At 44.7% G+C, this 21,613-nt stretch carries 21 protein-coding genes and 1 pseudogene; 11 read left to right on the top strand and 11 right to left on the bottom strand.

What is annotated here, in order from left to right; genetic code table 11:
• The first annotated feature begins 481 nt into the window (after positions 1-481).
• Positions 482-691 (top strand): hypothetical protein, encoded by a 210-nt coding sequence (locus VF685_RS01810; protein WP_286384771.1) that lies wholly within the window; start codon positions 482-484, stop codon positions 689-691.
• Positions 692-809: 118 nt separating this feature from the next.
• A pseudogene (locus VF685_RS01805) lies at positions 810-1,997 on the top strand (IS4 family transposase); the annotation flags it as partial.
• A 47-nt stretch (positions 1,998-2,044) separates the two neighbouring features.
• Here the strand turns inward: VF685_RS01805 and bioB are convergent.
• The 3 genes from bioB to queG form a co-directional block, all read right to left on the bottom strand.
• Positions 2,045-3,046 (bottom strand): biotin synthase BioB, encoded by a 1,002-nt coding sequence (gene bioB / locus VF685_RS01800; protein ID WP_016658258.1) that lies wholly within the window; start codon positions 3,044-3,046, stop codon positions 2,045-2,047.
• A gap of 143 nt (positions 3,047-3,189) precedes the next feature.
• Positions 3,190-3,405: a hypothetical protein gene (locus tag VF685_RS01795; RefSeq protein WP_005177388.1), complete on the bottom strand. Its 216-nt coding sequence runs from the start codon at positions 3,403-3,405 to the stop codon at positions 3,190-3,192.
• Between the two features lie 120 nt (positions 3,406-3,525).
• On the bottom strand, positions 3,526-4,602 hold the full coding sequence (queG, locus tag VF685_RS01790; protein ID WP_005177394.1) for a tRNA epoxyqueuosine(34) reductase QueG: 1,077 nt from the start codon (positions 4,600-4,602) through the stop codon (positions 3,526-3,528).
• A gap of 41 nt (positions 4,603-4,643) precedes the next feature.
• Here queG and VF685_RS01785 point away from each other — a divergent pair, with 41 nt between their 5' ends.
• Both VF685_RS01785 and VF685_RS01780 read left to right on the top strand, forming a co-directional pair.
• A complete protein-coding gene (locus VF685_RS01785) occupies positions 4,644-6,101 on the top strand; it encodes an NAD(P)H-hydrate dehydratase (RefSeq protein WP_286384772.1) in 1,458 nt (485 codons plus the stop codon).
• A gap of 3 nt (positions 6,102-6,104) precedes the next feature.
• Positions 6,105-6,380 (top strand): acylphosphatase, encoded by a 276-nt coding sequence (locus VF685_RS01780; RefSeq protein ID WP_005177399.1) that lies wholly within the window; start codon positions 6,105-6,107, stop codon positions 6,378-6,380.
• 52 nt (positions 6,381-6,432) lie between these two features.
• Here the strand turns inward: VF685_RS01780 and ruvC are convergent, their stop codons facing one another.
• Complete coding sequence (gene ruvC, locus VF685_RS01775; RefSeq protein ID WP_045795787.1) at positions 6,433-6,978, bottom strand: crossover junction endodeoxyribonuclease RuvC; 546 nt, start codon at positions 6,976-6,978, stop codon at positions 6,433-6,435.
• Between the two features lie 482 nt (positions 6,979-7,460).
• On the opposite strand from ruvC, the gene VF685_RS01770 reads away from it, so the two are divergent.
• Positions 7,461-8,036, top strand: coding sequence for an FxsA family protein (locus tag VF685_RS01770; protein WP_168407111.1), 576 nt, complete (start codon positions 7,461-7,463; stop codon positions 8,034-8,036).
• Positions 8,037-8,152: 116 nt separating this feature from the next.
• A complete protein-coding gene (locus VF685_RS01765) occupies positions 8,153-8,788 on the top strand; it encodes a LysE family transporter (RefSeq protein WP_005177415.1) in 636 nt (211 codons plus the stop codon).
• Here the strand turns inward: VF685_RS01765 and VF685_RS01760 are convergent.
• Positions 8,735-8,965: a hypothetical protein gene (locus tag VF685_RS01760; protein ID WP_005177416.1), complete on the bottom strand. Its 231-nt coding sequence runs from the start codon at positions 8,963-8,965 to the stop codon at positions 8,735-8,737. The genes VF685_RS01765 and VF685_RS01760 overlap by 54 nt on opposite strands.
• Positions 8,966-9,284: 319 nt before the next feature.
• On the opposite strand from VF685_RS01760, the gene VF685_RS01755 reads away from it, so the two are divergent.
• The gene (locus tag VF685_RS01755) at positions 9,285-9,521 is read left to right on the top strand and encodes a hypothetical protein (protein ID WP_370459256.1); all 237 of its coding nucleotides are present in this window, start codon (positions 9,285-9,287) and stop codon (positions 9,519-9,521) included.
• Between the two features lie 40 nt (positions 9,522-9,561).
• Here VF685_RS01755 and VF685_RS01750 read toward each other — a convergent pair whose 3' ends face one another.
• Both VF685_RS01750 and metK read right to left on the bottom strand, forming a co-directional pair.
• A complete protein-coding gene (locus VF685_RS01750) occupies positions 9,562-9,879 on the bottom strand; it encodes a monooxygenase (protein ID WP_168407110.1) in 318 nt (105 codons plus the stop codon).
• Positions 9,880-10,018: 139 nt separating this feature from the next.
• Positions 10,019-11,185, bottom strand: coding sequence for a methionine adenosyltransferase (metK, locus tag VF685_RS01745; protein ID WP_005177421.1), 1,167 nt, complete (start codon positions 11,183-11,185; stop codon positions 10,019-10,021).
• Positions 11,186-11,827: 642 nt separating this feature from the next.
• Here metK and tkt point away from each other — a divergent pair.
• The 3 genes from tkt to VF685_RS01730 all read left to right on the top strand — a co-directional run bounded on the left by tkt (position 11,828) and on the right by VF685_RS01730 (position 15,050).
• Positions 11,828-13,816 carry a transketolase gene (gene tkt / locus VF685_RS01740; RefSeq protein WP_440203527.1) on the top strand — a complete coding sequence of 663 codons (1,989 nt, stop codon included), beginning with the start codon at positions 11,828-11,830 and terminating at the stop codon, positions 13,814-13,816.
• 87 nt (positions 13,817-13,903) lie between these two features.
• Positions 13,904-14,353 (top strand): GNAT family N-acetyltransferase, encoded by a 450-nt coding sequence (locus tag VF685_RS01735; RefSeq protein ID WP_016658250.1) that lies wholly within the window; start codon positions 13,904-13,906, stop codon positions 14,351-14,353.
• 112 nt (positions 14,354-14,465) lie between these two features.
• The gene (locus tag VF685_RS01730; RefSeq protein ID WP_440203526.1) at positions 14,466-15,050 is read left to right on the top strand and encodes a YceI family protein; all 585 of its coding nucleotides are present in this window, start codon (positions 14,466-14,468) and stop codon (positions 15,048-15,050) included.
• 85 nt (positions 15,051-15,135) lie between these two features.
• Here the strand turns inward: VF685_RS01730 and VF685_RS01725 are convergent, their stop codons facing one another.
• Positions 15,136-15,846, bottom strand: coding sequence for a glutamine amidotransferase (locus VF685_RS01725; protein WP_127799377.1), 711 nt, complete (start codon positions 15,844-15,846; stop codon positions 15,136-15,138).
• Positions 15,847-16,083: 237 nt separating this feature from the next.
• A complete protein-coding gene (exaC, locus tag VF685_RS01720; protein ID WP_016658247.1) occupies positions 16,084-17,595 on the bottom strand; it encodes an acetaldehyde dehydrogenase ExaC in 1,512 nt (503 codons plus the stop codon).
• 245 nt (positions 17,596-17,840) lie between these two features.
• On the opposite strand from exaC, the gene VF685_RS01715 reads away from it, so the two are divergent.
• Positions 17,841-19,022 (top strand): transcriptional regulator, encoded by a 1,182-nt coding sequence (locus VF685_RS01715; protein ID WP_286384775.1) that lies wholly within the window; start codon positions 17,841-17,843, stop codon positions 19,020-19,022.
• A gap of 57 nt (positions 19,023-19,079) precedes the next feature.
• On the opposite strand, the gene VF685_RS01710 is transcribed toward VF685_RS01715, so the two are convergent.
• Both VF685_RS01710 and mdh read right to left on the bottom strand, forming a co-directional pair.
• Positions 19,080-20,075, bottom strand: a complete 996-nt coding sequence (locus VF685_RS01710; RefSeq protein WP_286384776.1) for an alpha/beta hydrolase — start codon at positions 20,073-20,075, stop codon at positions 19,080-19,082.
• Between the two features lie 247 nt (positions 20,076-20,322).
• Positions 20,323-21,495, bottom strand: a complete 1,173-nt coding sequence (gene mdh, locus VF685_RS01705; RefSeq protein ID WP_104491824.1) for an iron-dependent methanol dehydrogenase — start codon at positions 21,493-21,495, stop codon at positions 20,323-20,325.
• Positions 21,496-21,613 lie beyond the last annotated feature (118 nt).

The raw sequence follows: 21,613 nt of genomic DNA, 5'->3' as shown, positions 1-21,613 counted from the left end.
GCTATTTGAATATAGAGTAAAAGCTTCAATAAGTATGATGAATGAAGTTCAAAAGAAGTCATTGAAATAACATTTGATCTTTTTAAAAAATGTGTTAAAAAATGAGTATAACCAATTTTGGTTATGCTTGTTTCAGGATGAAATAAGCGGTAAGAAGCTGAATGAAAAAATAATCAAAAATAGGAGTGTTAGGATGCTTCAATTATTAAAAAACTTTTTCTGTTTACATATTTATGAATATGAGCAAATGGAGGAAATTGGTGCGCATATTGAGTGTCGTAAGTGTGGGGCCAATAAATCATAGAGGGGATCAAACCGGATTCAAAAAAGAAGTGGGCTAGACTCACTTCTTTTTGTTTATACGCTGCATTAACATCCGCGCAGGCTCATCTCAGCCGTTAAATAAATCTCATTCCAAGCTGCTTTATTTACTGCCGTTTCAGGCTAAAATCCTGACATCTCTCTATAACTGAATATGCATATGGCCAAAGATTTTAATGCCCCAACCTATATTGTAGATGATCAGCTCAGCGATACCTTAACCTGGCTGTGTCAGCATCAGGACTGTTTTGATGCTTTTCATTTTGATGTCATCAAGCAGGAACTCACGGTTTATCATGCCAATGGTGCCGATCTGATTAAACCGGGTATGTATCTGAATGCCAATTATGGCCTGTTGATTACTTCATAAAAAAAGCCCATCCAGAAGATTAATGCCAGTCAGTTAAGCAAACATTAGCAAAATGTAGTAAAAATGAGTGTATGCCAATACGCTCATTTTTTTATGACTTTATCTGAAAATTTAGATTGCACTCATCAGGAGAAGAAAATTACCTGCCGAACATGTTGTATGGTTGGTGATTGGGCTTGCCTTGTTTCGAGATCAGCCGATTCGATATGTCGTAGAGCAACTCAAACTTGTATTTGGTACAACAGACTATTGTGTCCCTAGTGCAGCAGTACAGGCTCGACAACGCTTAGGACACGAGCCTTTGAATGCTTTATTCTCTTTACTTAGTCAGGCTTGGTTTCAAGAGTCCCAACAACAATATGCCAACTTTCAAGGGCTTAGTGTTTGTGCTGTTGATGGGGTAGTTTGGTCTATGCCACTGACAGATGAAAACTTTAATCACTTTGGTTCATCTAAAGGCAAAACCGCTCCTGCACCGTATCCTCATGTGAGAGCAACCTGTCTGGTGAATACCCATACCCATGAAATTATTGATGCCCAAATAGGGAGCATGGATCAAGGTGAACTTACCCTGGCAAATCGATTATCTCCTCCATCACAGAGTGTTACTTTGTTTGATCGAGCCTATTTCTCTGCTGACTTTCTGATTGAATGGCAAGCACGTGCAGAGGAAAGTCACTGGCTTATGCGAGCAAAAGATAATTTACGCTACGAGATCATTCAGCGTCATTCCTCACATGATTTTCATATCAGAATGCCAATCTCAGCAAGAGCTAGGAAGCTTAATCCTACACTAAGAGAGTATTGGGAAGCACGTTTGATTGAAGTTGAGCAAGCAAGGAAAATTAGACGTTGTATCACTTCACTCACTGATTCAAAGACTTATCCATTAATTTCCTTAGCCAAGTTGTATGTTCAGCGCTGGGAAGTCGAAATGTGTTATCGAGAAATTAAAAGTGATTTACAGGAAGGCAGACATTTAAGAAGTAAACAGCCTGATTTAGTTTATCAAGAATTATGGGGTGTATTTATTGCTTATAACGTGCTGAGAAGACAAATGAAATATATGGCTCAACGGGCAAAAGTGAGTCCTCTGAGAATCAGCTTTCATATTGCATCCATCAGTATTCTGAATATTTTAAGATTCACTTCATTGGATTCAGCAGGTAATTTACCCAAGCATTTAGAAGGTTTACTGGAAAAATCCAAGAAATACATTTTACCTGAGAGAAGAGCGAGAAGTTGCCCTAGGGTTGTGAAGGGAAAACCGCAGAAATACCCAAGAAAATGCCAGTCAATTTCTTAACTGACTGGCATTACATCCAGAAGATGGGCTTTTTCGTGTGATGCGGATTAAACCGCCATCGCATCTACCGACAGTTCCTGAACGGTCGGTTTGGCTTTTTCCGCCACTAGTCCCAGTTTCTGGAACAGTTGACGGTCTTTACCTTCACCGGCATTCGGGGTGGTCAGCAGCTTTTCACCCGAGAACAGCGAGTTGGCACCGGCCATAAAGGCCAGGGCCTGATCTGAATCAGATAAAGATTCACGACCGGCAGACAGGCGGATATAACTGGTTGGCATGATAATGCGCGCCACGGCAATAGTACGAATCCATTCGGTGACATCCAGTTTTTCTACATCGGCCAGTGGTGTACCTTCAATTGGCACCAGCATGTTAATCGGTACAGATTCCGGATGAATCGGCAAGGTGGCCAGTTCATGTAACAGGCCAATCCGATCCTGGGTATCTTCACCTAAACCGACAATACCGCCGCTACAGACTTTCATGCCGGCATTACGCACATGCTCTAGGGTATTTAAACGGTCATCGAAGCTGCGGGTACTAATAATATTGGCATAGTATTCGCGCGAAGTATCGAGGTTATGGTTGTAATAATCCAGGCCGGCATCTTTCAGGCGTTCTGCCTGAGACTGGTTCAGCATACCCAGCGTCATACAGGTTTCCAGACCCAGCGCTTTTACTTCACGCACCATTTCCAGCACATAAGGCATATCGCGTTCATGCGGATTGCGCCACGCTGCGCCCATACAAAAACGTGAAGAACCTGATTCCAGCGCTTCCTTGGCTTCCTGAATCACTTTTTCAACGGCAATACGTTTTTCAGCTTCCAGCTGTGAATCATAATGAGCCGATTGAGAGCAGTATTTGCAGTCTTCCGGGCATTTACCGGTTTTAATCGAGAGTAAGGTACTCACCTGAATGGTATTGGCAGCAAAATGCTCACGATGTACACGCTGCGCCTCAAAAACCAAATCTAAAAACGGTTGCTGATAAAGTGCCTCAATTTCTTCACGAGACCAATCATTACGTACCGGACGCATACTGCTCATAAGTCTGTCCCTAATTATCCATATTTTACATACTACATATTAAGCAAAAGCGGCAGGCGCTTCATTAGCAAAATATGACGTAATCCAAAAACAAAGTCCACCTGAAGTGGACTTTGTTGAGTGAGGGAACATGAACTTCAGCATTATTCACGATGGTTGCCGTGCATGTTCTGGTTTTGCAGATCGGCACGGTGCTGTTTATTCAGCATCCGGTCATCCTGTTCATGCTGGTTGTTTTTAGGGCTATCAATAGGCCCTTGGGGTTGCTGCTGTTGCTGTTTTAAATGTTCAGTCTGCTGTTCAAGTTCCTGCTTTTGCTGTTGTTTCTGCTGCTGTTGGTTTTTATGATGCGTTTGCATAATAAATTCCTCCTGATGACAACATCTTTTCTGTTGGATTCCTCTATTGAGCCACAATTCAGTACCACGCGCTGTAGGGCTTGTGTGGGGATCTGTGAGCTCAGGTAAAGAAATGAAAAATTATGCAGATTTGGTCAACTGCTCCTGAATGGCCCAGTCAATATGCACATTCACCACCTCATCATGCGGCGTTTTGGCCTGTTGTAGCTGGGCAATAATATCTGCGGAATAAGGCGCATTGCCCAGACCAATCGCAATATTGCGTTTAAAACTCTGATAACCGGTCCGTCTGAGTGGACTGCCTTCGGTGCAGGCCAGGAAGGTGGCTTCATCCCATTGCCAGAGTTCCAGCAGGCTCATCCGGTCTAGCCCATGACGCGGGGCAAAATCATCCAGCGGAGTCAGCTGGGCAAAACTGTTCCAGGGGCAAATTAACTGGCAGTCATCACAGCCAAAAACCCGGTTGCCAATCGGTCGGCGCAAATCTTCTGGAATAATGCCTTTATATTCAATGGTTAAATAGGCAATACATTTGCCCGCATCCAGCACATAGGGTTCCACAATGGCTTTGGTCGGGCAGATGTCGATACAGGCACTACAGGAACCGCAGTGCGCCGTGGCCGGTTCATCAAACGGCAACTCAAGCGAGCTAAACAGCTCACCTAATACAAAGAACGAACCGGATTTTTTATGAATCAGCAGGGTGTGTTTACCGGTCCAACCCATGCCGGCACTTTCGGCCAGCGATTTTTCAAAGATCGGGGCTGAATCGGCAAAAGGGCGCGATTCAAAATCACCGATTTTGTCCCGAATTCGGCTGGCCAGAGTTTTAAGACGACCACGCATGACTTTATGATAATCACGGCCGCGGGCATAACGCGCAATAATGGCGCTATTGGGTGCATCTGGGACTTGTCTTGGCGCAGGCCGATCGACCAGATAATTCATGCGCACACAAATAATGCTTTTGGTGCCCGGCACCAGTAAAGCCGGGTTGGCACGTTTCTCCAGATTTTCGCCCAGAAAATGCATATCTGCCTGATAACCTTGCGCTAAATAGGCTTCCAAACGGGGTAATTCTGCTTGAGCATCGGGCCGGGCAATGACACAATCAGCAAAGCCCAGTGCTAAAGCCTGCGCTTTAATCCATGCTTTTAACTGGACGGGATCGAGTTGATTGACCGGAATATTTTGCATGGCAGGCGATGAGTTCATAATGACAAAACAAGGGAAAAACAATGCATCCACAAGTTTATCATAGCCGTGATATTCAAGCATGGGAGCAGCGCTGGTTTGCTCGGCAAAACTCGTCTTATGGCCTGATGCAGCAGGTGGCCTGGTCGATTGCCCAGCGCGTCGTTCCCGTTTTACAGCAGCACGACTATCAATATGTAGCCGTTTGCTGCGGGCAGGGCAATAATGCCGGGGATGGCTATCTGCTGGCTAAATATTTACAGCAGGCCGGTTTTCAGGTGCATATTTATGCGGCTGAATTGGGTTCCTCGCCTGATTTGCAGCAGGCTGAACACGAGGCCCGAGCGGCTGGCCTGGATATTCAATCCGGTTTTCAGTTTCAGCAGTCGTATGAGGTCTATATCGATGCGCTGTTTGGGATTGGCCTGAATCGTGAACTGAGCGCTGAGTGGCAACAGATTATTCATCAGATGAATCAGCAACGTGGCTTGAAAGTCGCAATTGATATTCCAAGTGGCTTGGATGCCAATTGCGGTCAGCCTTTACCCTGTGCAATTCAGGCCGATTTAACCTATAGCGTATTGGGTTTAAAAGCTGGACTCTTTACCGGTAAGGGCAAAGCCTACGCCGGACAGGTGGAAGTGATTGCTGCCATTCCTCCCGATGCCGAATTACATGCCATCGCCCAATTGGTACCCACCCAGATTCAGCTGCCACCACGACAGGCTTTTGGTCATAAAGGCAGTTATGGGCATGTGCTAGTGGTCGGCGGTCATGCTGATATGGGTGGCGCGGTAATAATGGCGGCGGAAGCAGCGTTTGCGGCCGGTTGTGGCAAAGTGACCGTGGTTTGTGATGCCAAACATCATACGGCTATTTTAAGTCGCGCTCCGAATATCATGCTGCGCGATATTAACACTCTGCAGGATGATGCCATTGAACAGCTGCTACAGCAGGTCGATGCCATCTGTTTTGGTATGGGACTTGGACGTGATGACTGGGCTGCCCGTCAATATGCACTATGGTTGCCGAAACTGTTACAGGCTGAACTGGAACGGGTACTCGATGCAGATGCCTTATGGTTTCTGGCCGCACATCCGCAGCAGTTACCTGAAGGTAGTTATTTAACGCCACATCCGGGTGAGGTGGCGAAACTTTTAGGCCTAACGACAATGGAGGTTGAGCAGAACCGTTTACAGGCCATTCAGGAATTACAGGCCCGTTATGGCGGCCAGTGGGTGCTTAAAGGCGCGGGCAGCTTGATTCTGGAAGATCAGCTCTGGCTATGTACTGCCGGCAATGCCGGGATGGGCACGGGCGGCATGGGTGATGTTCTGTCCGGCATGATCGCCAGTTTAAAAGCACAATATCATACTGAACTCAGTTTACATGAGATTGTCACTTTACATGCGCAAGCTGGAGATGTACTGGCGGAATCCGGTATGCGCGGACTTCAGGCACAGCAGATGAATCAGGCCATTTATCAGGTCGTGAACAGGTGAGAGATGCAAGCACTTAAAATTATTATTCAGGGAAATGTGCAGGGCGTGGGGTATCGCCGCTGGTTTGAACAGCAGGCGCAAGAACTGCAGCTAACCGGCTATGTCAAAAATCTGGACAATGGTGATGTCGAAGCAGAAATTATTGGCGAGGAAATGCAGATTCAGGAAATTCTGAAACGCAGTCTGGTTGGACCATTGCGGGCACAGGTCACTAAAATTGAGCGCATCCCGTTTGATCCGGCAGAACGTGAATACACCCATTTCCAGATGATCCGTTAAGTAGAAACTCCCGATTTGGACATCCCCTCACCGGGATCAAGATGGCTTCCAGTTAGCGCCGTCTGCTGCTAGAACGGCTACGGCCGCGCGCCATACCACCCAGGGCATTCAGTACCGCCATTTTGCTCATACTGCCGGAGGCGTGGGCATGGCAGATGGCAGCGGCCAGCGCATCAGCTGCATCAGCTTGCGGTTTAATGCTTAAATTTAACAGCTTCATCACCATCATCTGCACCTGTTCTTTATCGGCTGCCCCATAGCCGACCACAGACTGCTTGATTTGGCGGGCGGTATATTCCGCCACCTGTAAATCCAGATTGGTCAGTGCGGCAATGGCAGCACCACGCGCTTGACCCAGTTTCAGTGCCGAGTCCGGGTTTTGCGCCATAAAAACCTGTTCAACTGCGGCCTCAGTCGGGCCATGAAATTTTACAATCCGGTCAATACCACCAAAAATACGTTTCAGGCGTTCAGGCATTTCCGTGGTTTCGGTCCGAATGGTGCCGGCATCTACAAAACGCAATTTTGAGCCATCACGCTCAATAATGCCGTAACCGGTAAGCCGGGAACCGGGATCGATACCAATAATCAGTGACATGCCAAGCCTTAAAAAATTACATCAAAATGAATTATATGATTTTACAGCGGTATTGTGTGAGGGAATTTGCAGCAACCGGTGCGGATACTCAAGACTATCAACAATGCTTCAAACTCGCTGGAGCTGCTATTAAAAATAGCAGGGACAATATATAGGTTATCTTGGTAAAAAAGGCTGCATCTTCATTTTGGCTTAAGTTTCGGGGTTTATACTGTACATCTACAGTCAAAAGCCGTGCAGTACAGTGGCCGCGGCAGTGTTTATCGGGCTGTGGCTGCTGCTCGTGTATGCGGCTTATGTTTATTTTTATCGTGCTACAGCATAAAGCTCAGGTCTGTCATTGAAAATATTAATGACAGGCCTGCACTTTAAAAATAGAATAATGCCCATATTGTTACATAAGCGTGTCAAAAAAAGCTTGATGCTGATTAAGCAGTTGATGCCTGCACTCTATTTATTTTGTTGAGATTAGATTAATTTTCATGAAATTATTTCTTATTATTCTGGCTGGTTTAATTCTGGAAGTATTCGTCTGGATCGGCGTGGGTGACCTGGTCGGTAGCATGTGGTACGTGTTCTTCTGGTTTATTGCCGCCTTCTTTATTGGTATGAATCTGATCCGTAAGTATTCTGCGGGCATCATGCCACAAATGCAGCAGATGCAGATGGGACAAATGAGTGCAGATCCGGCATTAAGCAATAACTTGCCTAAAATCTTTGCAGGTTTCCTGCTGTTGATTCCAGGTCTGATCACCGATGTGCTGGCTGTGCTGATTATGATTCCGGGCGTACAAAATGCCTTTAAAGCGGCCATGATGAAAGCGATGATGAAACGTCAGCAAGCCATGATGAACCAGATGATGGGGGGCATGATGGGCAATATGAATGGCATGGGTGGTGGTGCACAAGGCCAGAATCCGTTCGCCGATCTGATGCGTCAGATGCAGGACATGCAAAACCAGCAGGCGGGCCGCGACTCGACTATTATTGATGGTGAAGCGCGCGAAGTGACGCCAGAAGCAAAAAAAATTGAAATGAAAGATGTGAATAAACACTAAGCCATCTTTATTTGAAAAACCGGATCTGCAAGGATTCGGTTTTTTTATGCTTGCAGTGCTCGTATATTTTTGAACGGGCGATATAATAAATGACTTTTTAAGCTTCTCCCTGTGTTATGTCCTTACTGTTGACCATTTGTGCCTTACATTTTGTGGCACAGCTTAGTCCCGGCCCCGATATTATTCTGATTGCCAAAAGCTCGGCATCGACCACACGTCGCAATACCATTCATATTATTGCCGGAATTTCATTGGGCATTGTGCTGTGGGTGGTTTTAACCCTGCTGGGCTTTACCGTTCTGGTCGAGCAGTTTCCATGGATTCAGCAGGTGCTAATGCTGATAGGCGGTTTGTTTCTGGCGAAAATGGGCTGGGCCATGCTCAGTGGCGGACTACGCAGTTTAAAACAGTCTAGTGCACTGGAGGATGTGCAGGCACAGAGCTCTGCACAGAAAAACTATTTTTTACTGGGCCTGTTCACCAATTTATCTAATCCTAAAACCCTGATTTATTTTAGCAGTGTATTTTCATTGGCGCTCAGTTCATCGGCCAGTGATTATTTAAAAGCACAGCTGGCAGTGATTATTCCGCTGCAAACCTTCCTGACCTTTGTGTTGCTGATGCTATTATTGTCACAGCCGAAAATTAAGGCGGTGTACCAGCGTTCAGGCAGTTATATTGATATTTTATCGGGCGCCTTATTCCTGATTTTTGCCCTGTGGCTGGGCTATGACGCCATCGGTATGTTCTGATTCAGAATCTGGTTGATCCTGTTCACTAACCAAAGCAGAAACAGCCGTTTCTGCTTTTTTATGGGCAGATGAATAACGGTTTGGTGCCAGAGTGGTTTCGGTATTTTCAGAGCCATGAAAACGGCGGCTGCGGTTGGCGCGTTCGCGTAATCCGCCTTTTTTGATCAGTTGTACCATCTTCATCCTCCTGTATTTCAGTCCGCTAGTTTAAACAAAAGGGCAGCCGGATGCATCTGACTTAAGAGTAGTCCGATAAAATTATTGGCAGAGAATACGGTGTTAAAGCAGCAGCTTAAGTGTCTGAAAGCGTGCATAAAAAGATAAATAAAGTCAACAAAAGCAGGCAGGGTTTACTTAAGCTTACATAGACTCACCAGTAATAGAGCTTGCTATGCTACACAGGCTCACATAAGATAAAACAATATTACAAAAAGCGTTTTTCGCATGATGTAAAAATAAAAACAAGAATTACAGTAAATTAGGAGAACTGCCTATGCTGTACCATCAATACCATTGCTCATGTTGCAATCAAGTGGTGGCGTCAACAGAAAAAGAATGTCCAAATTGCGGTTCACACAATATTCGTAGTCCTTATGGTTTCTGGATGTTCTGTATTTTAAGTTGTCTGGCCTTTGCGGTTATTTTTAAAGTCGTGCATGTCTATTTGCAGGACCATCAGGAAACCCCAACACAGCCGACTTTATTGGAAGTCTTAAAACAGGAATCCAGCTAACTGGATTCCTTGAATCTGATGAGCTTAACTCAACTTTCGTTTAGCGGGATGACGCCAGAAAAGCGGCCTGATTCAGCACCGACAGTTCAGTATTAATGTCAAAAATTTTCCCGTGAATCTTGTCGATGCCAAAACTTTGCAGACGCGCCGTGTGCATCTGTAAATATTGTTCTGCATGATGCTTTGTATCAAACAGGTAAATCCCGCCAGCCTGCTGGGTGTCACTATTTTCGGTCCAGATTTTCCAGATGAGACCTGGTTCCTGGTTAATACTGGCTGCCAGCTCGCGATAGGCCGTGGTCATTTCTGCGCCAAAAGGGCCATTTGAAGGGAAATCAACCTGAAGAATTACCGCCATCATGTTCATCCTGTTTTAAATGTTCCATCTTATTGTAAACAGTTTATGTTTTTATAAAATGATATTTCTGCCCAGAATTGCGATAAAGCAGACAATAAAAGACCCATCACGTGGATGGGTCTTTTAATATCTTCAGAGCTTAAAGGCCAGCAGCGGCTTTTAAGATATCGACTTTGTCGGTTTTTTCCCAGGTAAAGGCAGTGTCTGAACCTTCGCGGCCAAAGTGACCGTAGGCAGCAGTCTGCTTGTACATTGGTTGTAACAGGTCCAGCATACGGGTAATGCCGTATGGACGCAGGTCAAAGTGTTCACGGACCAGCTGAACAATCAGTTCATCAGCCACTTTACCGGTGTTAAAGGTATTAATTGAAATTGAAGTTGGCTCAGCCACACCAATTGCATAAGACACCTGAATTTCACATTTGTCTGCCAGGCCAGCAGCGACAATATTTTTCGCCACATAACGACCCGCATAAGCAGCAGAGCGGTCTACTTTCGATGGGTCTTTACCAGAGAAGGCACCACCACCATGACGCGCCATACCACCGTAGGTATCTACAATAATTTTACGGCCAGTCAGACCACAGTCACCCACTGGGCCACCAATCACAAACATCCCGGTCGGGTTGATGTGGAATTTGGTGTCAGCATGGAACATGTCAGCAGGAATGATCTTTTTCACGATTTCTTCAATCACAGCTTCTTTCAGCTGTGCTTGACTAATTTCAGGATCATGCTGGGTTGACAGCACCACCGCATCTAAACGTACTGGTTTGCCATTTTCATAGGCAAAAGTCACCTGGCTTTTCGCATCTGGACGTAACCAAGGCAGGGCACCGCTACGACGCAGTTCAGCCTGTTTTTCCATTAAGCGATGCGCATAAGAAATTGGCGCAGGCATCAGCACATCCGTTTCACGGCTGGCATAACCAAACATCAAGCCCTGGTCGCCGGCACCCTGATCTTCAGGTTTTTGACGGTCTACACCTTGGGCAATTTCTGGTGACTGCTTACCAATCATGTTAATCACGGCACAGGTTGAACCATCAAAGCCGAGGTCAGAATGATGATAGCCAATACCATTTACGGTTTGACGTACAATCGCTTCAAAGTCCACATTGGCTGTGGTTGTGATTTCACCCGCAAGTACGACCGCACCGGTTTTTACAAGCGTTTCACAAGCAACCCGCGCATATGGGTCTTCTTTTAAGATTGCATCCAAAATGGCATCACTGATTTGGTCAGCCATTTTATCTGGATGGCCTTCGCTTACAGATTCCGAGGTAAATACAGCGTACTCGCGCATAAGTCCTATCACAGTTATTTCAAAAGACGCAATATGTTACATCGAGTTAGACTTTAGGACTAGCTCAATACGACCAAATTGGCTGAATTTATTTCAATTCAATGACTTTTTATCTGATATAGGCATTTAAAAAACTGATATAAAATCCAAAACGGTATAGATTCATCATCCGGATAAACTTGAGTTTTAATTCAATAAATCACTATTTTAAAAGCGGCTGTATTCTTATAATTTATATTAGGAATCAACCAATTATCTTGTTTTTAGAGTTTTGGGGAAATGCTGTCTGTCATCTTTTGGTCGTCATCATGCTCTAAAATGAAGTCTGTTACTGTTGAGCAGGATTGTGCAGTTTTGAATTAAATTGAATGAATTTCACAATGAGCGCTTTTTTGTATAAAAAACCATCCAAAAAGGTCAGTTATGTAACGGGGAAATCCGGATGAGCTACCCGGTTATTCGCCAGAACTTCAATTTTCTCATGCCTCTAGCCAGGAATTGTACGAAAATGCGCAGGCAAACGAATAAATACCGAAAAATTACCGCTGAGGCTTTACCCCATACGCTTTTTTTAAGACAATAGACGTGTTTTGAATTCCTATTCATCTTCCTTTATTAAACGATTTATTTGGACTCTGACCTATGACGACCCCGCTTAATGAACGTCGTATTGCAAACGCAATTCGTGTATTGGCTATGGATGCCGTGCAAAAAGCAAATTCCGGACATCCAGGTGCGCCGATGGGGATGGCAGACATCGCTGACGTGGTGTGGCGTGAATTTTTAAATCATAACCCGACAAACCCGCAATGGGCTAACCGCGACCGTTTTGTTTTATCCAATGGTCATGGTTCTATGCTGCATTATGCGCTGTTACATTTAACCGGTTATGATCTTTCAATTGAAGATTTAAAAGCATTCCGTCAACTACACTCTAAAACACCAGGTCACCCGGAATACGGCTATGCACCAGGGGTTGAAACCACCACTGGTCCACTTGGTCAGGGTATTGCCAATGCGGTTGGTTTTGCTCTGGCTGAAAAGACACTGGCAGCGCAGTTCAATAAAGATGATATGCAAGTGGTTGACCATTACACCTACTGTTTCCTGGGTGATGGCTGCCTGATGGAAGGTATTTCTCACGAAGTATGTTCACTGGCCGGTACTTTAGGTCTGGGTAAACTGGTGGTTTACTATGATGACAACGGTATTTCAATTGATGGTGAAGTTGAAGGCTGGTTCTCTGATGACACTGAACAGCGCTTCCTGTCTTATGGCTGGCAAGTACTGAAAGTTGATGGTCATGATGCAGATGCTATTCGTGAAGCAACTGTGGCTGCCAAAGCTGAAACCGCTAAACCAACCATTATTATCTGTAAAACCATTATCGGTTTAGGTTCACCAAACAAACAGGGTAAAGAAGATTGCCACGGTGCACCGCTGGGTAATGATGAAATCGTGTTAACCCGCGAAGCGCTGGGCTGGACCGATGAAGCGTTTGTAATTCCTGAAGATGTGTATGCTGCTTGGGATGCGAAAACCAAAGGTGCTGAAACTGAAGCTGCCTGGAATGCTACTTTTGCTGCCTATGCAGCAAAATATCCTGCAGAAGCGGCTGAATTAAAACGCCGTTTAAGCGGTGAATTACCAGCAGAATTCCTGGCACAGGCCGATGCCTATATTGCTGAAGTGAACGCGAAAGCAGAAACCATTGCGACCCGTAAAGCCAGCCAGGATACGCTACAGGCTTTTGGTCCATTATTACCTGAATTATTGGGTGGTTCTGCGGACCTGGCTGGTTCAAACCTGACGCTTTGGAAAGGTTGCCAGGGCGTACAAGACAATGCCGCAGGTAACTATGTGCACTACGGCGTACGTGAATTTGGTATGACCGCGATTGCCAACGGTGTGGCGCTGCACGGCGGTTTCATTCCTTATGTAGCAACATTCTTAATGTTCATGGAATATGCGCGTAATGCCGTACGTATGTCGGCGTTAATGAAGCAACGCGTAATTCACGTTTATACTCACGACTCGATTGGTCTGGGTGAGGATGGTCCTACGCACCAGCCAATCGAGCAGATCGCATCGTTACGTGGTACGCCAAACCTGAACACATGGCGTCCATGTGACACGGTTGAAGCTGCGATTTCCTGGAAATCTGCTTTAAGCCGTGCGGAAGGTCCATCTGCGTTAATCTTCTCTCGTCAAAACCTGCCATTCCAGGCGCGTACTCAAGCGCAAATTGAAAACGCGGCCAAAGGTGGTTATGTGCTGGCTGAAGAAAAAGGGGAATTGAAAGCAATCATCATTGCGACTGGTTCTGAAGTGGCCTTGGCGATGGAAGCACATGCACAGCTTGAAGGTGTACGTGTAGTATCTATGCCATGTGCTGAAGAATTCATGCAGCAAGATGCGGCGTATCGTGAAGCGGTTCTGCCATCGAATATCCGTGCCCGTGTTGCGGTTGAAGCAGCGCATGTCGATTACTGGTGGAAATTTGTGGGTCTGGACGGCCGCGTGATTGGTATGACCACTTACGGCGAATCTGCACCAGCCAAAGATTTGTTCCAGCACTTTGGTATTACCACGGAAGCAGTAGTTGCTGCGGTGAAAGAACTGACGGCTTAATCGCTCAGAAATTTCAAAAAAGACGCTCCGAATGGGGCGTTTTTTTATGCTAGTTTAAAAGGCTGAATGATATAAAAGAAGACCCACATGACAGCAATCAGTATTGTGCCTTTGGCACAGACCAGTCAGCCGCAATGGCAAGCACTTTGGGTCGGTTATCAGGCCTTTTATCAAACCAAGTTATCAGATGAACTGAGTGCCCATACCTGGCAGCGTCTGACATCAGCCGAGTCTGCGCATATGTATGGTTTTGCGGCACTGTTTGAACAGCAGATGGTCGGCTTTGTTCATGTGATGGAACATGACAGCTGCTGGACATTCAGGCCTTATGCCTATTTGCAGGATTTATTTACTCACCCCGATTATCGCGGGCAGGGTGTGGCCAGATTACTGATTGAACAGGTCTATATGGAAGCCAAAAAACGCCAGTGCGACCGGGTTTACTGGCTGACACAAGAAGCCAATCAAACTGCACAAATATTGTATGATAAAGTGGCACACAAGACCGGATTTATTCAATATAAACAAAGTCTGTAACGGCATCCATGCGTTAATCGTTTCATTGCTGCAACAGAACGTTTTATCTGTAGCAATGAACTCTAACAAGAAATCTATACACTAATAAGCATTCAAAAAGCGAGATAAAAGCATGAACTTTAAAGCACTTGTACTTGGTTTGGCGGTTACTTCAGTAGCAACAGCTGCGTTGGCAAAACCAGTGGCGTATCAAATTGACCCGACCCATACTGCAACTGTATTTAGCTGGGATCACTTTGGTTTCTCTACGCCATCAGGTAACTTCTCTAACATTCAAGGTACCATTAATGTTGATGAGAAACAGCCAGAAAAATCATCTGTAAACGTGACTATTCCATTAAACAGCCTGAACACCAACGTCAAAGCGCTGGATGAGCACTTAATGGCAGCAGACTGGTTTGATGCAGCAAAATATCCAACTATTACTTTCAAAAGTACCAAAGTTGAAACTCAGGACAAAAAGAACTTTAAAATCACAGGTGATTTAACCGTGAAAGGTGTAACGAAACCTGTAGTTCTGGATGTAGTACTGAACAAACAGGGTCCACATCCAATGACCAAAGCGGCAACTGTTGGTTTTAATGCCACCACGTCATTTGACCGTTCAGCATTTGGTATCGCCGGTTTTGTACCAAATGTAGGTGATAAAATTACTGTAAACATCACCACTGAAGCTTCTGTTGCTGCGAAAAAATAATTGCAAAAACAGCTAAAAAAAGCACCCGCTTCAGGGTGCTTTTTTTATGACGATGATAAATGTAAGGGCAATCTAAAGCTTCCGGTCAGCTTTGAGATTTTAAGCCGGCCAGAAACTGACCCAGAACCGTCGCGCTGACCTGTTGCAGTTGCGGCGCGTATTGCTGATGAGCGGCGCGTAAGGCGGGAATATTAATCTGGGCCTGACGTAATTCACAGGTATGGCCAATCAGCCATTTTTCTAAACTGTCTGCTGCAACTTCAGCATGAAACTGTAGTGCCAGAATATGTGGTCCGACCCGGAATGCCTGATTCGGATACAGGTCGGAGCTGGCCAGTAATTCAGCCTGTGCTGGTAAATCAAAAGTATCGCCGTGCCAATGCAAGACCGGTGTGTTGGCTAATGCCGCCAGTGGGTTATGCGCTGCATCTGCCAGACTGAGGCGGCTCCAGCCAATTTCTTTGGCATGGCCAGCATAGACTTTGGCACCCAAGGCATGAGCAATGAGCTGTGCACCCAAACAAATACCAATAGTGGGTAAATTCCTCTCTAAACGTACTTTTAGTAAGTCTATTTCTTGTTGTAAGAAAGGGTAGTCTGTGGTTTCATAAACGCCAATTGGGCCACCCAAAATAATCACTAATCCTTCATGCGCAAACGCCTTTTCTAGATTTTCCACACCAGCTTCAAAATACCGTACCCGTAAACCTTGTTCATACAGGACATCTTCCCACGCGCCGAGGTCTTCAAATGCAAGATGTTGAATGGCATAGACAGTGTCGGGTAAATCGAACATGGCAGATACTTCAGGCTGAAAGGGAGATTTAATGTAACGTGAAATAATCCTGAACTAAAGTGTAATACTTTAATAAAGGATAGATTTTTAATTTTATCTTCCGGTTTATAACACGCTGAAAGAGCGTGCTGCGAAAGTCATAGCATTTTATGTCGCAATAAAAACGCCCGATGCAAATACATCGGGCGCAGCTTGAAACGGTAACTTCAACGCTGTTGGAATCCTAAAGACGAGTCTTTAGAAAAAGCCAGCAGGTTTAGTTGAGTAGCTCACCAACAAGTTTTTGGTTTGTTGATAATGTTCTAACATCATCTTGTGGTTTTCACGGCCAATACCTGATTTTTTATAACCACCGAAAGCTGCATGCGCAGGGTAAATGTGGTAACAGTTCGTCCAAACGCGGCCCGCTTGAATAGCACGACCTGCACGGTAAGAAGTGTGCGCAGAACGTGACCAAACACCTGCACCTAAACCGTAAATGGTGTCATTGGCAATTTTAATGGCTTCATCAAAGTCTTTAAATGTAGTCACAGAAAGCACTGGGCCGAAAATTTCTTCTTGGAAAATTTTCATGTCATTGGTGCCTTTGAAAATTGTCGGCTCAATATAGAAACCACTGCCAACTTCATGACGTTCACCGCCACCCGTTAAAACTTGCGCACCTTCGGCACGACCTGTCGCAATACAACCCAAGATTTTGTCTTGTTGTTCTTGTGACGCCTGCGCACCAATCATAGTTTCAGTATCAAGCGGGTGACCTGTTTTAATACGTTTAACACGTTCTATCGCTTTTTCAAGGAAACGGTCAGCAATACTTTCCTGTACGAGCGCACGTGATGGACAAGTACAAATTTCACCCTGATTCAGCGCAAACATAGCAAAGCCTTCGAGTGCTTTGTCTAAGTAGTCGTCATCTTGCGCCATAATATCTTCAAAGAAAATATTTGGAGATTTACCACCAAGCTCCAAAGTCACTGGAATGATGTTTTCAGTGGCGTATTGCATGATCAATTGACCGACCTGGGTCGAACCTGTGAATGCAATTTTGGCAATACGTGGATTGGTTGCCAATGGGCGACCCACTTCTACACCGTAACCATTGACTACGTTTAATACGCCTGCTGGCAATAAATCTTGAATCAGTTCGACCAAAACTAAAATGCTGGCAGGGGTTTGTTCTGCAGGTTTAAGTACGATACAGTTACCCGCAGCCAAAGCAGGTGCAAGTTTCCATGTTGCCATTAAAATTGGGAAGTTCCATGGAATAATTTGCCCCACAACGCCCAACGGCTCATGAAAGTGATAGGCAATGGTATCTTCATCAATTTCAGAAATTCCGCCTTCTTGGGCACGAATACAGCCTGCAAAATAACGGAAATGGTCAATCGCCAATGGAATGTCGGCAGCCAATGTTTCCCGAACAGGCTTACCATTATCCCATGTTTCTGCCACTGCCAATAATTCTAGATTTTGTTCTAAACGGTCTGCAATTTTTAATAAAATGTTAGAACGTGTCGTTGGAGATGAACTGTTCCATTGTGCTTTGGCTTTATGGGCTGCATCTAAAGCCAGTTCAATGTCTTCTGCCGATGAACGTGGGACTTTGGTAAATACTTTGCCATCTACAGGAGAGATATTTTCAAAGTATTCGCCTTTTACAGGGGCGACCCACTCGCCACCAATAAAGTTTTCGTATTGTGCTTTAAATTGAACTTTTGAACCGGGTTGATTGGGATCTACGTAACGCATAATTCTCTTCCTTTGATGGTTTTTTATAATCTGCCGTCATCTTTACCGTTTAGCACAATCCTGTATCTAAAATCAGGTTAAATTTACGGCTAAGGTATAAGGTACTTTAGTACGTTATTTGTTTAGCATACCAATATAAGGTTGGAAAAAGGTTGGAAAGTTGCAGGTTTACAAGCAGCGAACAAATCCTTACAAAAGTAAGCGGTACAATGGATGTAATGCCCACAGGATTGTGAGAATCAATAATGATGAAAAAACAAGACCTATTGAAAAAAAGGCAGCATATTGAACAGTTTAGACAAAGCAGCAGTTTATCGCCGCTGCATGCTCAGCAAATTCAGCAGAGTATTTTAAAATCATGGCAACGCTCTCAAATTGCTGAAATTCCTGTTGATCGGTTGGCAGCCCCGTTAAATTATAGTCTAACGCATACACATGGTGGTTCGGCCTTACAACGTGCTGTGCAAAACTGCGCAGAAGATTTAAGACATATCGCACAGCAGTCCGACATGGTGGCAGCCGTGGGCGATGTGGGCAGTACAATTATTTGGACGGCAGCGAGCGCGCAAATGCGTAATGTGGCGGAACAGGTGCATTTTGTAGAGGGCGGGCAGTGGCGTGAGGAGTTGGTAGGTACCAATGCTTTGGCTTTGTCACTTAAAACGCAGCAAGCAAGTTGTGTGTTTTCCAGTGAACACTTTATGTCATCATTACATGACTGGGTTTGTTATGCAGCGCCTATTTTAGACCCTTATTCCAAACAAGTATTGGGCGTAATTGATTTATCGACTACTTGGAAAAACCATAACAGTTTGGGGATGTTGGCAGCAGAACGCTGTGCTTCTTTGATTCAAAATGCACTGCTTGATCAGCAAAAACAGCAGCTTTATATTCGCGCGTTTCGCGTGCCACAAGTGTTATTTAATGGCAAAGTGGTGGTGATGACACCACGTCAAATTGAAATATTGGTGATTTTAGCACTTTGTCCACAAGGCATGAGTTTAGATACTTTACACCAAGCTCTATATGGTGAGCGTAAAGTCAGTATGGGCACGCTTAAAGCTGAGATGTCTCAATTACGTGATATTCTAGGCGGGATGCTTGGTTCGCGTCCTTACCGAATTTTGGCGCATATAGAAGCCGATTTTTTACAAGCCGAGCAGGCTTTAGATGCTGGTTATGTGCAGTCTGCCTTACAAACGTGTGCAGGAGTATTTTTGGCGAAAACTGAAAGTCCATTTTTATGTGCATGGCGAGATTGCTTAGAATCTCGCCTGAGTGATGCCATTTTTAATGCACAAGATACCGATGTATTGCTAAAACATTTGGCACGCAGCCCTGAAGCGATTGACGCAGTGGAGCGTTTAATTGAATTGATGCCCAAGGGGCATCCTGCACATCAAATTTTATTAAAATACACAGCTTAAGGGATGCATCAAGTCATTTAGCCGTTAATTCACTTCCTTTAGTTCTAGTTTTTAGTTTTATAGCCCCTTGCGGTTTAACCAGTCAAACAAGGACTGATACACTTCCGCACGGACTTCGGGCGCAGAAAGTACCAAATCATGCACGCCATTTTCAATTTGGCAAAGCTGAATATCGCCATGCATGTGATGTCCATATTTTTGCATATCTGCAACATTTAAAATTACGTCAGTGCGTTGCGCAATCTCATTCCATTGGCGTGGATAACTACTTTGACTCGCATGCATAATTAAGGTGGGTACACCTAAATGCACACTGGCATGAATTTCTTTTTGCGCTTCATGAATTGCACGTACAAAACTTAATCGCACTTTAGGATAGCGCGGTTTTTTCCATTCCAAATTAAATAACCATTCACCATGATATTGCTTGTGTAGACTTGGTACATAAAATGGATTAAGGCGGCTTGGAAATTTCATTTCTGGCAGTAATTTGCCCAATTGGCTTAAACGAGGAATGCCGACTTTTTTCTCAATTTCGCTCATATTGAAATCATAAAAAGGGCTGTTACACCATAAACCACGAATCAGTGGATGATTGGGATGATGTGCTACATATAACGTGGTGATTAATCCACCTGTTGAATGTCCCGCCAAAATCACTGAGTCATGTTCTTCTGCGGCAATTTGCTCAAGTGCAGCGGAAATTTCTGCATCATATTCAGACAAGTTGCGCACGTTGTACCAATGCTGATGTGACAAATGCGAACGCCCGTATTTGCGCAAATCTAAGGCATAAAAGTCGTAGCCGTGCTGATTAAACTGGTCTGCCATTTCTGTTTGAAAGAAATAGTCAATAAAACCATGAATATAAAGTACGGCTTTACGGGTTTCCTGTTCGGCTTTTTTGCGTACCAAGGTAGAAATGACTTTGCCTTCATAATCCGAAGGAAAATCCAGCGTCATTTGTTGGTAATCGGCACCCAAAATATCGGGTTGATAGCTTGGTGTTGTTTTTTGTTTTTTGCTTAACAGCATAAGGTGTTCGTCATCCATTTTATTTTGACTATATCCTTGATGAGCTGTGCGCATTTGTCAAATTGAATTATGCAAACCCTCTGCATCTACATCGCTTTAGTTTTATGCTGCGAGTTCATTTTGTTCTAAACAGCAAAAAAAAAGCAGAACACATCTGAGATGGTTCTGCCAAAGGGAAGGATAAAAATAAAACAGCAAAAGAGAAAAATTGAAAAAAAATGGGAGATGCTGAGCAAATCGTGATTCACTCAGCAGGAGATTCAAATTACATCGCGGCTTTAAAAATTTCGACCACTTGTGCATGATTGGCTTTACGTGGGTTGGTGAGCATGCAGGCATCTTTTTGTGCATTTTCAGCCATAATAGCCAAGTCATTTTCTTTCACGCCTAACTCTGCTAAACCTGTTGGAATACCAATCGAGCTAGATAGTTCACGAATTGCATCAATCGCGGCATAGGCGGCTTCTGTGGTGGTTAATCCGTCAGTATTGACTCCCATCAATTCTGCAATATCTGCATAACGCTCAGGGCAGGCAATCAGGTTAAATTCGCAAACATGCGGCAATAAAATTGCATTACAGACGCCGTGCGGCAAGTTGTAGAAACCACCGAGTTGATGCGCCATGGCATGCACATAGCCCAATGAGGCATTGTTAAATGCCATACCTGCCAAATATTGCGCATAGCTCATGGCATCACGCGCTTCAATATTTTCACCATTTGCCACGGCAGGGCTGAGCCACTGACTAATCATACGGATAGCTTTTTCAGCACAGGCATCGGTAATAGGATTGGCTGCGGTTGAAACGTAGGCTTCTACAGCATGGGTTAAGGCATCCATGCCTGTTGCTGCGGTTAAACCTGCAGGTTTGGCAATCATGAGTTTTGGATCATCAATGGCGATGAGTGGTGTACAGCGCCAATCGACAATTGCCATTTTAACGTGCGTGTCTGTATTGGTAATAATACAGAAACGGGTCATTTCCGAAGCTGTACCTGCAGTGGTGTTAATGGCAATAAGTGGGGTCATTGGCACGGTACTTTTATCAATGCCTTCATAATCACGAATATGCCCACCACCTGCGGTCACTAAGCCAATGCCTTTGGCACAGTCGTGGGAAGAACCACCACCTAAGGACACAATAAAGTCGCAGTGATTGGCATTGTAGGCATCAACACCGTTATGCACGTTAATATCGGTCGGATTTGGCTCTGCACCAGCAAAGATATGGCTGGCAACGCCTGCTTCGGTGAGATAGCCTGCAATGGTATCGGCAACGCCAAATTTAAACAGTCCTTCATCAGTCACAATTAGGGCTTTTTTGGCGCCTAAATTTTGTGCTCTTACGCCAATTTCTTTGGCACAACCAGGGCCGAAGAGTGACACACAAGGAATATAAAAACCGTTGGTTTGATCTGCAATATTTTTAAAAGCCATGCTCAGATTCCTTCTTGCATTGGATATTGGAATAATGTGTTGTTATCGCGGTGTTGAACCGTAATTTGAGTATCCATTGCTTTGTTGTGAAATCCTACCTACCAAATACCAACCCTAG

Source organism: Acinetobacter sp. Brlt_5 (assembly GCF_051949055.1).
Classification (GTDB): domain Bacteria; phylum Pseudomonadota; class Gammaproteobacteria; order Pseudomonadales; family Moraxellaceae; genus Acinetobacter; species Acinetobacter indicus.
This window is presented reverse-complemented; position numbering and strand designations above follow the sequence as displayed.

Coding starts and splice junctions, on each gene's coding strand:
- VF685_RS01810 (WP_286384771.1), top strand. CDS start 482: ATGGCCAAAGATTTTAATGCCCCAACCTATATTGTAGATGATCAGCTC.
- bioB (WP_016658258.1), bottom strand. CDS start 3,046: ATGAGCAGTATGCGTCCGGTACGTAATGATTGGTCTCGTGAAGAAATT.
- VF685_RS01795 (WP_005177388.1), bottom strand. CDS start 3,405: ATGCAAACGCATCATAAAAACCAACAGCAGCAGAAACAACAGCAAAAG.
- queG (WP_005177394.1), bottom strand. CDS start 4,602: ATGCAAAATATTCCGGTCAATCAACTCGATCCCGTCCAGTTAAAAGCA.
- VF685_RS01785 (WP_286384772.1), top strand. CDS start 4,644: ATGCATCCACAAGTTTATCATAGCCGTGATATTCAAGCATGGGAGCAG.
- VF685_RS01780 (WP_005177399.1), top strand. CDS start 6,105: ATGCAAGCACTTAAAATTATTATTCAGGGAAATGTGCAGGGCGTGGGG.
- ruvC (WP_045795787.1), bottom strand. CDS start 6,978: ATGTCACTGATTATTGGTATCGATCCCGGTTCCCGGCTTACCGGTTAC.
- VF685_RS01770 (WP_168407111.1), top strand. CDS start 7,461: ATGAAATTATTTCTTATTATTCTGGCTGGTTTAATTCTGGAAGTATTC.
- VF685_RS01765 (WP_005177415.1), top strand. CDS start 8,153: ATGTCCTTACTGTTGACCATTTGTGCCTTACATTTTGTGGCACAGCTT.
- VF685_RS01760 (WP_005177416.1), bottom strand. CDS start 8,965: ATGGTACAACTGATCAAAAAAGGCGGATTACGCGAACGCGCCAACCGC.
- VF685_RS01750 (WP_168407110.1), bottom strand. CDS start 9,879: ATGGCGGTAATTCTTCAGGTTGATTTCCCTTCAAATGGCCCTTTTGGC.
- metK (WP_005177421.1), bottom strand. CDS start 11,185: ATGCGCGAGTACGCTGTATTTACCTCGGAATCTGTAAGCGAAGGCCAT.
- tkt (WP_440203527.1), top strand. CDS start 11,828: ATGACGACCCCGCTTAATGAACGTCGTATTGCAAACGCAATTCGTGTA.
- VF685_RS01735 (WP_016658250.1), top strand. CDS start 13,904: ATGACAGCAATCAGTATTGTGCCTTTGGCACAGACCAGTCAGCCGCAA.
- VF685_RS01730 (WP_440203526.1), top strand. CDS start 14,466: ATGAACTTTAAAGCACTTGTACTTGGTTTGGCGGTTACTTCAGTAGCA.
- VF685_RS01725 (WP_127799377.1), bottom strand. CDS start 15,846: ATGTTCGATTTACCCGACACTGTCTATGCCATTCAACATCTTGCATTT.
- exaC (WP_016658247.1), bottom strand. CDS start 17,595: ATGCGTTACGTAGATCCCAATCAACCCGGTTCAAAAGTTCAATTTAAA.
- VF685_RS01715 (WP_286384775.1), top strand. CDS start 17,841: ATGATGAAAAAACAAGACCTATTGAAAAAAAGGCAGCATATTGAACAG.
- VF685_RS01710 (WP_286384776.1), bottom strand. CDS start 20,075: ATGGATGACGAACACCTTATGCTGTTAAGCAAAAAACAAAAAACAACA.
- mdh (WP_104491824.1), bottom strand. CDS start 21,495: ATGGCTTTTAAAAATATTGCAGATCAAACCAACGGTTTTTATATTCCT.